General features: G+C 65.9%; 13 protein-coding genes and 1 tRNA gene. 13 read left to right on the forward strand and 1 reads right to left on the reverse strand.

Translation table 11 applies throughout. The annotated features are described in order from the left end of the window. The first annotated feature begins 57 nt into the window (after positions 1-57). The 10 genes from pyrH (at position 58) to rpmE (ending at position 9,752) form a co-directional block, all read left to right on the forward strand. Positions 58-789, forward strand: coding sequence for a UMP kinase (gene pyrH / locus Q9K01_RS05530; RefSeq protein ID WP_305929233.1), 732 nt, complete (start codon positions 58-60; stop codon positions 787-789). Positions 790-868: 79 nt separating this feature from the next. Next, positions 869-1,426: a ribosome recycling factor gene (frr, locus tag Q9K01_RS05535; RefSeq protein WP_305929234.1), complete on the forward strand. Its 558-nt coding sequence runs from the start codon at positions 869-871 to the stop codon at positions 1,424-1,426. A gap of 160 nt (positions 1,427-1,586) precedes the next feature. Then, positions 1,587-2,228 carry a polyprenyl diphosphate synthase gene (gene uppS, locus Q9K01_RS05540; RefSeq protein ID WP_305929875.1) on the forward strand — a complete coding sequence of 214 codons (642 nt, stop codon included), beginning with the start codon at positions 1,587-1,589 and terminating at the stop codon, positions 2,226-2,228. Next, positions 2,215-3,027, forward strand: coding sequence for a phosphatidate cytidylyltransferase (locus tag Q9K01_RS05545; protein WP_305929235.1), 813 nt, complete (start codon positions 2,215-2,217; stop codon positions 3,025-3,027). The genes uppS and Q9K01_RS05545 overlap by 14 nt, the downstream gene beginning before the upstream one ends. Next, positions 3,024-4,193, forward strand: a complete 1,170-nt coding sequence (locus Q9K01_RS05550; RefSeq protein WP_305929236.1) for a 1-deoxy-D-xylulose-5-phosphate reductoisomerase — start codon at positions 3,024-3,026, stop codon at positions 4,191-4,193. Before Q9K01_RS05545 ends, Q9K01_RS05550 begins: the two co-directional genes overlap by 4 nt. A gap of 29 nt (positions 4,194-4,222) precedes the next feature. Then, a complete protein-coding gene (gene rseP / locus Q9K01_RS05555) occupies positions 4,223-5,338 on the forward strand; it encodes an RIP metalloprotease RseP (RefSeq protein WP_305929876.1) in 1,116 nt (371 codons plus the stop codon). A gap of 228 nt (positions 5,339-5,566) precedes the next feature. Then, the gene (bamA, locus tag Q9K01_RS05560) at positions 5,567-8,200 is read left to right on the forward strand and encodes an outer membrane protein assembly factor BamA (RefSeq protein WP_305929877.1); all 2,634 of its coding nucleotides are present in this window, start codon (positions 5,567-5,569) and stop codon (positions 8,198-8,200) included. Beyond that, positions 8,200-8,877, forward strand: a complete 678-nt coding sequence (locus Q9K01_RS05565) for an OmpH family outer membrane protein (RefSeq protein ID WP_305929237.1) — start codon at positions 8,200-8,202, stop codon at positions 8,875-8,877. The genes bamA and Q9K01_RS05565 overlap by 1 nt, the downstream gene beginning before the upstream one ends. 32 nt (positions 8,878-8,909) lie before the next feature. Next, on the forward strand, positions 8,910-9,404 hold the full coding sequence (gene fabZ / locus Q9K01_RS05570) for a 3-hydroxyacyl-ACP dehydratase FabZ (RefSeq protein ID WP_305929238.1): 495 nt from the start codon (positions 8,910-8,912) through the stop codon (positions 9,402-9,404). A 123-nt stretch (positions 9,405-9,527) separates the two neighbouring features. Continuing rightward, positions 9,528-9,752 carry a 50S ribosomal protein L31 gene (rpmE, locus tag Q9K01_RS05575; RefSeq protein WP_305929239.1) on the forward strand — a complete coding sequence of 75 codons (225 nt, stop codon included), beginning with the start codon at positions 9,528-9,530 and terminating at the stop codon, positions 9,750-9,752. A gap of 147 nt (positions 9,753-9,899) precedes the next feature. Here the strand turns inward: rpmE and Q9K01_RS05580 are convergent, their stop codons facing one another. Then, positions 9,900-10,532 carry a prolyl hydroxylase family protein gene (locus Q9K01_RS05580; protein WP_305929240.1) on the reverse strand — a complete coding sequence of 211 codons (633 nt, stop codon included), beginning with the start codon at positions 10,530-10,532 and terminating at the stop codon, positions 9,900-9,902. A 222-nt stretch (positions 10,533-10,754) separates the two neighbouring features. Here Q9K01_RS05580 and Q9K01_RS05585 point away from each other — a divergent pair. From Q9K01_RS05585 to ccmC, 3 genes are all read left to right on the forward strand, one after another. Then, positions 10,755-10,831, forward strand: a tRNA-His gene (locus Q9K01_RS05585). 91 nt (positions 10,832-10,922) lie between these two features. Next, positions 10,923-11,987, forward strand: coding sequence for a Leu/Phe/Val dehydrogenase (locus Q9K01_RS05590; protein WP_305929241.1), 1,065 nt, complete (start codon positions 10,923-10,925; stop codon positions 11,985-11,987). Between the two features lie 49 nt (positions 11,988-12,036). Next, positions 12,037-12,765, forward strand: coding sequence for a heme ABC transporter permease CcmC (gene ccmC / locus Q9K01_RS05595; protein ID WP_305929242.1), 729 nt, complete (start codon positions 12,037-12,039; stop codon positions 12,763-12,765). Position 12,766: the final 1 nt, after the last annotated feature.

Genomic DNA, 12,766 nt, shown 5'->3' on the forward strand with positions numbered 1-12,766 from the left:
CGCCGCGAGGGGGCTAAGGAGCCGCAACCCTCGGATTTATCGGACCTCGGCCACCCCATGACCATGCCCCCCATCAAACGCGTCCTGCTCAAACTGTCGGGCGAAGTGCTGATGGGCGACCAGCAGTTCGGGATCGATCCCGCTTTCGTGATGGAACTCGCGCGCGAGGTGAAAGCCGCGCAGGCGGGCGGGCTCGAGATCTGCCTCGTCATCGGCGGCGGCAACATCTTTCGCGGGATGGCGGGCGCGGCGCAGGGCATGGACCGCGCGCAGGCCGATTACATGGGCATGCTGGCGACGGTGATGAACGCGCTGGCGATGCAGAGTGCGCTCGAGCAATTGGGCGTCCCCACCAGAGTTCAGTCGGCGATCGAGATGGACAAGGTGTGCGAACCGGTGATCCGGCGCCGCGCCGAACGTCATCTCGAGAAGGGCCGCGTGGTGATCTTCGCCGCCGGCGTAGGCGCCCCCTATTTCACCACCGATAGCGGTGCCGCGCTGCGGGCGGCGGAAATGCGCTGCGACGCGCTCCTCAAGGGCACCAGCGTCGACGGCGTCTATGATTCCGACCCCAAGAAAAACACCCAGGCAAAGCGCTACGATACAGTGAGTTACGACCGGGTACTCGCAGACAATCTCAGGGTCATGGATGCCAGCGCGGTCGCGTTGTGTCGCGACAACGCGATTCCGATCGTGGTGTTCTCGATCCGCGAGAAGGGCAATCTGGCGCGGGTGCTGGCGGGCGAGGGCGTCCAGACCATCGTCGGCGCCCCGGCCAGCGAAGCCTAGCGCAAAACCCTGTTCCAGGGCGCAAGCGCCTGAGCCATAAGCAAATCGAACCGACCACAGCAGACCGAGGATCCCGACCATGGCCAAATACGACAAAAGCGATATCGAACGCCGGATGGCGGGCGCGGTGGAGAGCCTCAAGGGCGATCTTTCGGGGCTGCGCACCGGCCGCGCCAACACCGCGCTGCTCGATCCGGTGACGGTCGACGTCTATGGCTCGATCATGCCGCTCAACCAGGTGGCGACGGTCAACGCGCCCGAGCCGCGGATGCTCGCGGTGCAGGTCTGGGACAAGGCCAACACCACCGCGGTGGAAAAGGGTATCGCCCGCGCCAATTTGGGTCTCAACCCGATGACCGACGGCCAGACCATCCGCCTGCCGCTGCCCGATCTGACCGAAGAACGTCGCAAGGAACTGGCCAAGCTCGCCGGGCAATATTCCGAGAATGCCAAGATCGCGATCCGCAACGTGCGCCGCGATGCGATGGAAGCTTTGAAGGAAGACGAGAAGAAGAAGGAAATCTCCGAGGACGACCGCAAGCGGCTCGAGGACGAGGTTCAGAAACTGACCGACAAATACGTCGCCGAAGCCGACACGGCCGCGGAGGCGAAGGAGAAGGAAATCCTCTCCCAGTGAGAGGCTTCGCGTCCCGTTCGGGCCAAGGCTTGCGCCAGAGAGCTGCTCAGCGAGCGAGCCGGTGACCCAGCCCGCAACCGCCGGCCCCGGAGCTGCCGACCCCGCAACCGCCGACCCCGCAACCGCCGACCCCGGTCGTGCGCGCCATGTCGCGATCATCATGGATGGCAATGGCCGCTGGGCCAAGCGGCGGCATCTGCCGCGCGCGATCGGCCACCAGCGCGGGGTCGAGGCGGTGCGGCGGCTGGTCCGCGAGGTCGGGGCGATGGGGCTCGACTGCCTGACGCTCTACGCCTTCAGCAGCGAGAACTGGAAGCGCCCGGAAGACGAGATCGACCATCTGATGGGGCTGCTGCGCAAGTTCATCATCTCCGATCTGCCCGAATTCATCGCCAATGACGTGCGGCTGAAAATCGTCGGCGACTACAAGGCGCTGGCGCCCGATATCGTCGCCATGCTCGAGGATGCGCTCGCGCAGACCGCCAAGGGCTCGCGGATACTGGCGGTGGCGCTCAATTACGGCTCGCATCAGGAGATCGCGCGCGCCGCGGCGCTCGCCGCGCAGGAGGGCGAGGTGACCGAGGCGAGCATCGCGCGCCATCTCTACACCGCCGACCTGCCGCCGCTCGATCTGCTGATCCGCACCAGCGGCGAGGTGCGGCTGTCCAATTTCCTGCTGTGGCAGGCGGCCTATGCCGAGATGATCTTCACCGATGTGCTGTGGCCCGATTACACGCCCGCGCATCTTAACGAGGCACTGGCGCAATTCGCCGAACGGGAGCGACGCTATGGTGGACGCTGAGCCCGAGGCCCCGCTGCCTGATCCGCCGAGGGATGAGCGACACGACGCACAGGATCCGCTGACCGCGCGCAAGCGCGACCGGGTGCGCGCGCGGGTGAAGCGCTATGTCGATGTTCCGATTGCGATCCGGACCTCGGATCTTCCGGTGCGCGCGGCATCCGCGGTGGTGATGATCGTGGTGGCCGTTGCGGCGCTGAGGGCGGGGGGGGCATGGCTCGCGGCGTTCATCGGCGCGGTCGCGCTGGCCACCTTCGTCGAATATGTGCGGCTCGGATATCGCGCCTTCGGCAGCTGGCCGGGGCGGATCGCGGCGCTGCTGTTCGGCACCGCCTACATCGGTGTGGCGGGGCTGCTGCTGGCGATGATGCCGGTGTTCCTGATGGTCGGGGTGATCGGTACGGTGATCTTCATCGACACCTTCGCCTATTTCTTCGGCCGCACCATCGGCGGTCCCAAGATCGCGCCCACCATCAGCCCCTCCAAGACCTGGGCCGGACTGCTCGGCGGAATCGTCGGCGCGAGCCTGTGGCTGGCCGGGTTCGTGTGGGTGGTGGGCGGACGCGGCGCGGACGAGATAGTGGGTTTCGACATTCTCGAACTGGCGCAGATCGTGGGCGCCGGGATCGTGCTGGCGGTCGCGGCGCAGGCGGGCGATTTCTTCGAAAGCTGGCTCAAGCGGCGCGCGGGGCGCAAGGATTCCTCCAATCTGATCCCCGGCCATGGCGGGGTGTTCGATCGCACCGACGGGCTGATCCCGGTCGCGCTGCTGGCCGGCCTGATCCTGGCGCCCGCCGCGTGACCCGCTCGCTTACCATTCTGGGTGCTACCGGTTCGGTCGGCGCCTCGACGCTCGATCTCGTGCGCCGCAACCGCGCCGACTGGCGGGTGGTGGCGCTGACCGCCAATGGCAATGTCGCCGAACTGGCGGAGCTGGCGCGCGAGTTTTCCGCCGAGATCGCGGTGGTGGCGGACGAGAGCTGCCTTGCCGATCTTCGCGTTGCGCTGGCGGGCAGCGGGATCGAGGCGGCCGCCGGGCGCAGCGCGCTGTGCGAGGTCGCTGCGCGCCCGGTCGACATGACCGTGGCCGCAATCGTCGGCTGCGCCGGTCTGGCGCCGGTGATGGCGGCGATCGAACAGGGCGGCACGGTGGCGCTGGCGAACAAGGAAGCGCTGGTTTCCGCAGGCGCGGTGATGACCGCTGCGGTCGAACGCCACGGCGCGACGCTGCTGCCGGTGGATTCGGAACACAATGCGATCTTCCAGTGCCTCGCGGGAAACGATCTCGCCGAAGTGGCGAAGATCACGCTGACCGCCAGCGGCGGCCCCTTGCGGACCTGGACGCTGGCGCAGCTCGAGGCAGCCACCGCGGCGCAAGCGGTGGCGCATCCCAATTGGGACATGGGCGCCAAGATCAGCGTCGATTCGGCGACGATGATGAACAAGGGGCTCGAACTGATCGAGGCGCATCACCTGTTCCCCGTGGGGCTCGACAGGCTGGGGATCGTGGTCCACCCGCAAAGCGTGATCCACTCGATGGTGGAATTTCGCGACCGTTCGACGCTGGCGCAGCTCGGCCCCTCGGACATGCGGGTGCCGATCGCTTCATGCCTCGCCTGGCCGGCGCGAATGGAAAGCCCCTGCGAACCGCTTGACCTCGCCGCCATCGGACAGCTCACCTTCGAAGCGCCCGACGAGACCCGCTTTCCCGCCACCCGGCTGGCGCGGCAGGCGGCGGAGGCGGGCGGGGCGGCTCCTGCGGTGCTCAACGCCGCCAACGAGGTAGCGGTGGCCGCCTTCCTCGCCGGTAAGATTGGGTTCACCCGGATCGCGCTACTGGTCGAGCAAGTGCTGGAAAGCGGAACCCTTCCGCCTGCACCGCAGACGCTCGACGAAGTCCTCACGGTCGATCGGGAGGCGCGCGCGACCGCCACCGCCTTTTTGGGCCAGCGCTATTCCGGAGACTGACTGACTTGGACGCTTCGATCCCCTTCTGGATGTATCTTATCGGCTTCCCGCTGCTGCTGGGGCCGCTGATCACTCTGCACGAGCTGGGCCATTATCTGGTCGGCCGCTGGTTCGGCGTCGAGGCCGAGGCCTTTTCGGTCGGCTTCGGCAAGGAGATCGCCGGCTGGACCGACAGCCGCGGCACCCGCTGGAAACTCTCGGCGCTGCCGCTCGGCGGCTATGTCCAGTTCAAGGGCGACATGAACCCCGCCAGCGTTCCGGTTTCCGGCTCAGATCCCGACGCCGCGCGGGACGACAGCCCCGGCGGGTTCCATCGCGCCGCGCTGTGGAAGCGCGCGTTGATCGTCTTCGCAGGTCCCGCGACCAACGTGCTGATCGCGCTCGCGATCTTCGCCTCGTTTTTCGCGCTCTACGGGCAACCGGTCGCCGCCGATCCCGAGCGCCAGCTGACCATCGAGGCCTTCCCCGAGCAATCGCCCGCGCGCGAGGCCGGGCTCGAGGTCGGCGACCGCATCCTCGCCATCGAGGGGCAGCGGATGGAGGATTTCGCCGCCGTCCAGGAGGCGGTGATGCTCTACCCCGGACGCACGCTCGCCTTCACCGTCGAGCGCGACGGGACCGAGCGCAGCTATCCGGTGACCGTCCGCGCCGAGGAAATGGAGGACCGCTTCGGCAACAGCTCGAAGATCGGGCTGGTCGGGATCCAGTCGGCGGGGTCGGACTACGTCTACGAACGCGCCGGACCGATCGCGGCGGTGGGGCTGGCGGTCGATCACTCGATCGGGGTGATGGACATGATGCTCACCGGAATCGCGCAGATATTCACCGGCGAACGCTCGGTCCAGGAGCTGGGCGGACCGGTCAAGATCGCCAAGTTCTCGGGCGAGCAGCTCAGCATGGGAGCGATAACATTCGTCAATTTCGTGGCGCTGATTTCGCTTAACTTGGCATTCATCAACCTGCTGCCAATTCCTGCCCTCGACGGCGGGCACCTGGCTTTTTACGCGGCGGAGGCGATCCGCCGCAAGCCGGTGGGTCAGCGCAGTCAGGAACTGGCGTATCGCACCGGCATGGCTCTCGTGCTCATGCTGATGATATTCGTCACGATCAACGATCTGGTGAGCCTTCCCGTGTTCGGGAATTAGCCGGGGGAAACGAAGCGTCGGCCGTCCGCGGCGCCGCCTGCAATACTTGATTGCATGGGGCGCATCGGGCAAAGGGCAGCGAGCCTGCCCGGATCAGCGGTGTCGCCCCTCCGGGTGACGGCGTATTGTCCGGGTCCGACGATGTTTTATGGGACGGGTATCTCCTTGTCGAACGATCATTATACGCCCTCGGCTGTAGAAACGAAGCGCGCCTGGCGGCTTCCCGCCATGCTGATGGCGGGGACGATCCTGACGGGTCTGCCGGTCGCCGCGGCGGCGCAGGATGGCACTGCCCAACCAGCACCCGCCGCGCCTGCCGCGCAGCAGGGCCCGATCGTCCAGACGATCTCGGTCGCCGGGGCGCAGCGGCTCGAGCCGCAGACGATCCTGTCCTACATCCGCCTGCGTCCGGGCGAGGAATGGAACCAGGTCGTGGGCGATCAGGTCTTGAAGGATCTCTACGCCACCGAACTGTTCGCTTCTGCCGATGTCCGCTTCGAGGATGGCACGGTGCTGATCACCGTGGTCGAGAACCCGGTGATCAACCGCATCATCATCGAGGGCAACGACCGGATCAAGAACGACAAGATCGTTCCCGAGATCAAGCTCGCGCCGCGGCAGATCTTCACCCGCTCCAAGGTGCGCGCCGATGTCGCGCGGATCATCGAGCTGTACAAGCGTCAGGGCCGGTTCGCCGCCACGGTCGAGCCGCAGATGGTCCAGCTGGCGCAGAACCGCGTCGATGTCGTGTTCGAGATCGACGAGGGCCCCAAGTCCAAGGTCCGCCAGATCAACATCATCGGCAACGAGGCGTTCTCGGACGGCGAACTGCGCGGCGAGATGATCACCAAGCAGGCGCGGCTGACCAGCTTCCTGAGCTCCAACACCAGCTACGATCCCGACCGGCTGGCGTTCGACCAGCAGAAACTGCGCCAGTTCTATCTGACGCAGGGCTATGCCGATTTCCGGGTGGTCTCCGCGGTCGCCGAACTGACCCCCGACCAGCGCGATTTCATCATCACCTACGTCGTCGAGGAAGGCGAGCGCTACAAGTTCGGCGATGTGAAGGTCGAAAGCCAGTTGCGCGATTTCGACAGCGCTTCGATGTCCGGGCGCCTGCCGATGCAGAGCGGCGACTGGTACGACGCCAAGGCGGTCGAGGACACGGTCGAGCAGCTGACCGATCTGGCGGGCACCTTCGGCTATGCCTTCGCCGACGTCGCGCCGCAGTTCGACCGCAGCAAGGAAGACCTCACGATGGACGTGACCTTCGTGCTGCGCGAGGCGCCGCGGGTCTATGTCGAGCGGATCGACGTCAACGGCAACACGCTGACGCAGGACAAGGTCATCCGCCGCGAATTCCGCGTCGCGGAAGGCGACGCCTTCAACTCGCTGCAGGTCAAGCGCTCGGCCGCCCGGATCAATTCGCTGGGCTATTTCCAGGAGAATTTCGAGATCAATCAGGTCGAGGGCAGCGCCCCGGACCGGATCATCCTGGAAGCCAATGTGGAGGAGCAGGCGACCGGCGAACTGCAGCTTTCGGCGGGCTTCTCCTCGCTCGAGAGCTTCATCCTGCAAGGCTCGATCCGCCAGCGCAATTTCCGCGGGCGCGGTCAGACGGTCGGGCTCAGCCTGAACTATTCGCGCTTCTCGCGTTCGGCGCAGGTGAGCTTTTCGGAGCCCTATGTGTTCGACCGGAACATTTCCGCGGGCGTCGACATCTACCGCAAGGATTACAGCAATTTCGGGTTCAACCGGAACAATAACAGCACGTTCGAACAATCGACCACCGGCTTCTCGCTGCGCGCGGGCGTGCCGCTGAGCGAGTACGCCTCGCTGGTGGGCAGCTATACGCTCAATTACGACGACGTCTCGATCGACGAGAACCGCTTTTTCAGCGATTTCGACGGCGACGGGATAGACAGTTGCGAGCCGCTGCTAGCGGGCCGGTTCCTGTGCGATGCCATCGGCGAGCGGACGAGTTCGATCCTCGGCCTGACGCTATCGGTCGATTCGACCGACAGCCGCCTGCGCCCGACCCGCGGCCGCAACCTGGCGATAACCACGCAATATGCCGGGCTGGGCGGGTCGGTGAACTACCTGCGCGTCAACGGCAAGGTCGGGCAATATTACCCGCTCCCTGCTGGGTTCATCTTTTCGCTGACCGCCGAGGGCGGCGCGATCCGCAGCTTCGAGGACCGCGGCATCCCGGGGACCGACGACGTTCGCCTGACCGATCGCTTCTTCCTCGGCGAACCGCAGATCCGCGGCTTCGACATCCGCGGCGTCGGCCCGCGGGTGATCCGCCGCCCGATCCGCGATACCGATGGCGACGGCGTGGGCGAAGTGATCACCGACCAGGACCAGATTCAAGACGATGCGATCGGCGGAACGGCCTATTATCTCGGCCGCGCGGAGATAGAGATTCCGCTGGGGACCGGCGCCCGCGAGCTCGGCCTGCGCCCCTCGGTGTTCCTCGACGTGGGCGGGCTGTTCAACATCACCGACCCGATCCTTCTGCAGAACCCGTTCGGCAATGAGTTCTTCAACCCCTTGCGCGACGCGAGCGGCAATCCGATCTATCTCAACCCAGGCGATCCCGATGTGGCCACCGACGACGTCGTGGTCGCGATTCCGGCGGGCGAGCCGATCCCGACCGGCTTCGTCGCGCAGGGCAACATCATCCCGGCGTTCGAGGAAGTCTTCCTCGGCGACAGCCCCAGCCCGCGCATTTCGGTGGGCATCGGGGTCAATTGGAACTCGCCCTTCGGTCCGTTCAGGATCGATTTAGCCCATGTGCTCAAGAAGCAGCCGGGCGACGACACCAAACTCTTTTCCTTCAACGTAGGAACGCAATTCTAATGAAATTTCTTGCCAAAACGCTCGCTTCGGCAAGCCTTGCCGCCGCCGTCTTCGCTGCTGCTCCCGCCAGCGCGCAGGTGCAGGGCAATATCGCCGTGGTGAACACGCCGCTCGCCATCGCCCAGACCAATGCGCTGCGCACCGCCTTCCAGCAGGTCGGCACCACCTATCAGACGCAGATCACCACGATCCAGCAGCGTCAGCAGCAGATCGAGACACTGCTGACGCAGCTCGACACCAATAATGACGGTGGGCTCGACGAAGCCGAGCAGGCGGCCGCGCAGACCACCCCGCAGTGGCAGCAGATCCAGCAGATCGAGCGCGAAGTCGGCCAGCTCACCAATCAGATCGACATGGCGCGCGCCTATGCGCTCGAGCAGATCCTGCGCCAGTACAGCCCGACGCTGCAGCAGGTCGTGACGCAGAACCAGGTGCAAATGGTCGTCGCGCCCGACTCGGTGATCTACGCGCAGCCCGCCGCGGATATGACGGGCAAGGTCGTCGCCGCGCTCAACACTGCGGTTCCCAGCGTGCAGACGACGCCGCCGGCCGGTTGGCAGCCGTCGCGCCAGACGGTTTCGGTCTATCAGCAGGTCCAGCAGATCTTCGCGATCGCGCAGCAGCAGGCCCAGCAGCAGCAGGCGCAGCAGCCGACCCAGCAGCCGAACGGTCGCTAACAGCGAACCTGACGCGTAAAAGAGGGACGGAAATGAGCGACAGCGGCAGCGCCCCCGGCAACACGGACGAGAATGCCGAGGTCAAGAGCCTCGACATCCGGCAGGTCCTCAAAGCGCTGCCGCATCGCTATCCGTTGCTGCTGGTCGACCGCGTCCGCGCGATCGAACACGGCGAGCGGATCCATGCGGTCAAGGCGGTCTCCTTCAACGAGGAGTTCTTCCAGGGCCACTTCCCCGGCGCGCCGATCATGCCCGGCGTGCTCCAGATCGAGGCAATGGCGCAGGCTGCGGCGATCCTCGGGATCGAGACGCTGGGTCTCGCGGGGACCGGCAAGCTGGTCTATTTCATGGGGATCGAGAACGCCAAATTTCGGGCGCCGGTGACGCCGGGTTGCCTGCTCGAGATGGAAGTGGAATTCACCCAGAAACGTAGTCGCGTCTACAAGTTCAAGGGCAAGGCCAGCGTCGAGGGCAAGACGACCTGCGAAGTCGAGTTCACCGCGATGATCGCGGAGCCTCCCGAGTAGGTTTTTGCCGTGCGGAACACCAAAACTCCGGTTGCTTTCCGAAGCGACCCCTACTAAACGCGCGCCTTCCCGACACACAGCGGGACCGGTCGGAACCGGTCCTCACGCTTGGAGACACGAGCCATGAAGGCCGAAACCCATCCCGAATATCACACCATCACGGTCAAGATGACCGATGGTACCGAATTTCAGACCCGCTCCACCTGGGGCAAGGAGGGTGACACGCTCGCGCTCGACATCGACCCGACCAGCCACCCGGCCTGGACCGGCGGTCGTCAGCAGCTGCAGGAAGGTGGCCGCGTTGCCGCTTTCAACAAGCGCTTCGGCGGGCTCAGCCTCAAGAAATAATCCGGCTCCTCCGCAGCGGCGGAGGGCTCGGATTCACCGATTGCGGCCGGAAGGTCGTGAGGGAGGGCGGTCCGACGGGGCCGCCCTTTCCGCATTCGGCGCCTTTTCCGCATTCGGGACCCTGTCCGGCGCCTGGATGTCCGAAACCTAGATATGGGGCCGCTCGCGATACCATTTGGTGATCACGTATTTGCGGCCCTTGCGCACCTTCATGCCGTGATGGAGCGTGTTGGGGTTGGGGCTGAGATCGGGACGGCGGTTGTTCCAGCACACGAGTTTGCCGGTCTCGGGCGCGAAGCTCTTGCCGATGGTCTTGAAGCGGGTCGCGCCGCCTGCATCGACATCGTTGAGATAGACCATGAAGGTCCAGGTCCGCTGCCCCGCGACCGCACAGTATTTGTCGTAATCCTGGCCATCGGGGTTGAACCAGTCGCAATGCGGCTTGAACTCCTGCCCGACATCGTAGCGCTGCCCCTGGACCGGTTCGCCATACGCCGGATCGATCCCCGACAGCGCCAGCAACCGCTGCTCGAGCGCCCGCACCGCGGGCTGGTCGGGCGCCAGATCGCAGGTTTCGCTGGTGCGGAAATAGCGATCGCCGATGTCGTCTGCGATGGTCGAGGGGCGCCGGTCGGTCTCGATCAGCGCGATCAGCGCGGCGCACAGCTCGGGAGCGATAAAGCCGCGCAGCTGGAACAGTTCGAGCTTGTCGGTGGGTACGCGCTGGACGCGCGTCTGCGCGAGCAGGTGCGCCGCCGAGGATTCGCCTTGCCGCTTCATCGTCGCGGACCCTATCGCTCCTGCCGGCAGGTACAAGCCGGGTAAAACCGGCCGGGAAAGATAATTGCGCCAGGCGAGGCCTGAAGGCCTTTTTTCCTTCCCATCCAGCCTGCCTTGTGCAACAGGCACCAGCCGCGACCCCAAGCGGCTTGACGCCCGGGTTGTGCGCAGTAACAGGCCCCCCATCACGGGCCCGGCACAAGGCCGGCCCGGGGGCATGTGGCGATCGTAGCTCAGTTGGTTAGAGCGCCGGTTTGTGGTACCGGAGGTCGGGGGTTCGAGCCCCCTCGGTCGCCCCATTTTCCCCCTATTCTCCGCGAGTCCCGCCGGACCGCGACTGCAAGGAAGCGGCCTGCGGGTCGCGCGCATTTCTGGACGGGATCGAAACCAATGACGGCATTCTGGACCGAAGCGGATTACGACGACCACGAGCTGGTCCAGCTGGTCCGCGATCCCAAATCCGGTCTGACTGCGATCATCGCGCTGCATTCCACCCATCTCGGGCCCGGCGCCGGCGGAACCAGGTTCTGGCATTATCCTGAGCCCAAGGACGCGATCCGCGACGTGCTGCGGCTGAGCCGCGGGATGAGCTACAAGAACGCCATGGCCGGGCTGCCGATGGGCGGCGGCAAGGCCGTTATTCTGGCCGACGCGGCGAAAACCAAGACCCCCGAGATGCTCGCGGCCTTTGCCGATGCGGTCGAAGCGCTTCACGGGCGCTACGTCACCGCCGAGGATGTCGGCATCTCCGAAGCCGATATGGCGCTGGTCGCCAAGCGCACGCAATATGTCTCCGGCCTTCCCAACGAGGATGCGGATGCCGCCGGCGGCGATCCGGGCCCGTTCACAGCAATGGGTATCTATCACGGCATCAAGGCGGCGGTGCGCCACAGACTGGGCAAGGATAGCGTCGAAGGCGTCCATATCGCGATCCAGGGCACCGGCAGCGTGGGCGGCGGGGTCGCCCGGCTGCTCGCCAAGGACGGCGCGCGGCTCACGCTCGCGGACATCCATCACGACCGGGTCGAGGAACTGGCGCGCGAGCTCGACGCCGAGACCTGCGCCAGCGATGCGATCATGGGTGTGACCTGCGACGTGTTCAGCCCGAATGCGCTTGGCGCGGTGCTCGACGATGCCGGGATCGCGCGGCTCGATTGCGCGGTGGTGGCGGGCGGCGCCAACAACCAGCTCGCCCGCGCCGGACACGGCCAAATGCTGGCCGAGCGCGGCATCCTCTACGCCCCCGATTACGTGATCAACGCCGGTGGCATCATCAGCGTCACGCTGGAATATCTCAGTCGCCGCGAAGGCAGGGATTGCGACATCAACGAGGTCCGCAAGCGGCTTGCGCAGATCCCCGGCCGGCTCGAGGAGATCTGGACCGAAAGCGACGCCAGCGGCGTCTCGCCCGACCAGGTCGCCGACCGCATGGCGCAAAAGCTGATCGGGCGCTGATCCGACCCTTGCATGGCGCAAGGGAGCCTGTCAGAACCGTGGAAATCCGATGCATGGCTTCGCCAATCCCAAGCGTTTTCTGTCGCTGGCCCGCTGGCTGACACCCTCGTTGCTGGTGAGCGGTCTGGCGCTCGCGGGCGGGGCGCTGCTGTGGGGTTTCTTCGTCGTGCCGCCCGATCGGCTGATGGGCGAAACGGTGCGCATCCTGTTTCTCCACGTCCCCACCGCCTGGCTGGGGATGGGCGGCTGGTCGGCGATCGCGCTGGCGAGCCTGGCCTATCTCGTGTGGCGGCATCCGCTGGCCAATCTCGCGGCGCGCGGGGCGGCGCTGCCGGGGCTGGTGTTCACCGCGCTGTGCCTGATCACCGGATCGATCTGGGGGCGCCCGACCTGGGGCACCTGGTGGGTCTGGGACGGGCGGTTGACCAGCATGCTGGTGCTGTTGTTCCTCTACCTCGCTTATATCGCGCTGGCGCAGGCCGCCGAGCGCGAAGGCGTGAGCCCGCGCATCCCCGCGATCTTCGGATTGTTGGGCGCGGTCAACATTCCGATCATCAACCGCTCGGTGGTGTGGTGGAATTCGCTCCACCAGCCGCCCAGCATCACCGCCGGGGGCAGCAGCATCGATGCCGCGTTCCTGGTCCCGCTGCTGGTTGCGGTGCTCGGCTTCTCGCTGCTGTTCGGCGCGCTGGTGCTGATGCGGATGCGCGCGCTGCTTGCCGATGCGCAGGCCGATGCGCGGCTGCGGCGCAAGGCGATGGAGGCCAGGGAGGCCTGAG

The sequence above is a fragment of the Qipengyuania benthica genome, assembly GCF_030717865.1.
Lineage (GTDB): Bacteria > Pseudomonadota > Alphaproteobacteria > Sphingomonadales > Sphingomonadaceae > Qipengyuania > Qipengyuania benthica.

What these genes read in the sequence shown, in the direction of transcription:
- Q9K01_RS05545 (WP_305929235.1), top strand. Translation starts at nt 2,215, where the DNA reads ATGGTGGACGCTGAGCCCGAGGCCCCGCTGCCTGATCCGCCGAGGGAT.
- pyrH (WP_305929233.1), top strand. Translation starts at nt 58, where the DNA reads ATGACCATGCCCCCCATCAAACGCGTCCTGCTCAAACTGTCGGGCGAA.
- frr (WP_305929234.1), top strand. Translation starts at nt 869, where the DNA reads ATGGCCAAATACGACAAAAGCGATATCGAACGCCGGATGGCGGGCGCG.
- Q9K01_RS05565 (WP_305929237.1), top strand. Translation starts at nt 8,200, where the DNA reads ATGAAATTTCTTGCCAAAACGCTCGCTTCGGCAAGCCTTGCCGCCGCC.
- bamA (WP_305929877.1), top strand. Translation starts at nt 5,567, where the DNA reads ATGCTGATGGCGGGGACGATCCTGACGGGTCTGCCGGTCGCCGCGGCG.
- uppS (WP_305929875.1), top strand. Translation starts at nt 1,587, where the DNA reads ATGGATGGCAATGGCCGCTGGGCCAAGCGGCGGCATCTGCCGCGCGCG.
- Q9K01_RS05580 (WP_305929240.1), bottom strand. Translation starts at nt 10,532, where the DNA reads ATGAAGCGGCAAGGCGAATCCTCGGCGGCGCACCTGCTCGCGCAGACG.
- Q9K01_RS05590 (WP_305929241.1), top strand. Translation starts at nt 10,923, where the DNA reads ATGACGGCATTCTGGACCGAAGCGGATTACGACGACCACGAGCTGGTC.
- rseP (WP_305929876.1), top strand. Translation starts at nt 4,223, where the DNA reads ATGTATCTTATCGGCTTCCCGCTGCTGCTGGGGCCGCTGATCACTCTG.
- rpmE (WP_305929239.1), top strand. Translation starts at nt 9,528, where the DNA reads ATGAAGGCCGAAACCCATCCCGAATATCACACCATCACGGTCAAGATG.
- fabZ (WP_305929238.1), top strand. Translation starts at nt 8,910, where the DNA reads ATGAGCGACAGCGGCAGCGCCCCCGGCAACACGGACGAGAATGCCGAG.
- ccmC (WP_305929242.1), top strand. Translation starts at nt 12,037, where the DNA reads ATGCATGGCTTCGCCAATCCCAAGCGTTTTCTGTCGCTGGCCCGCTGG.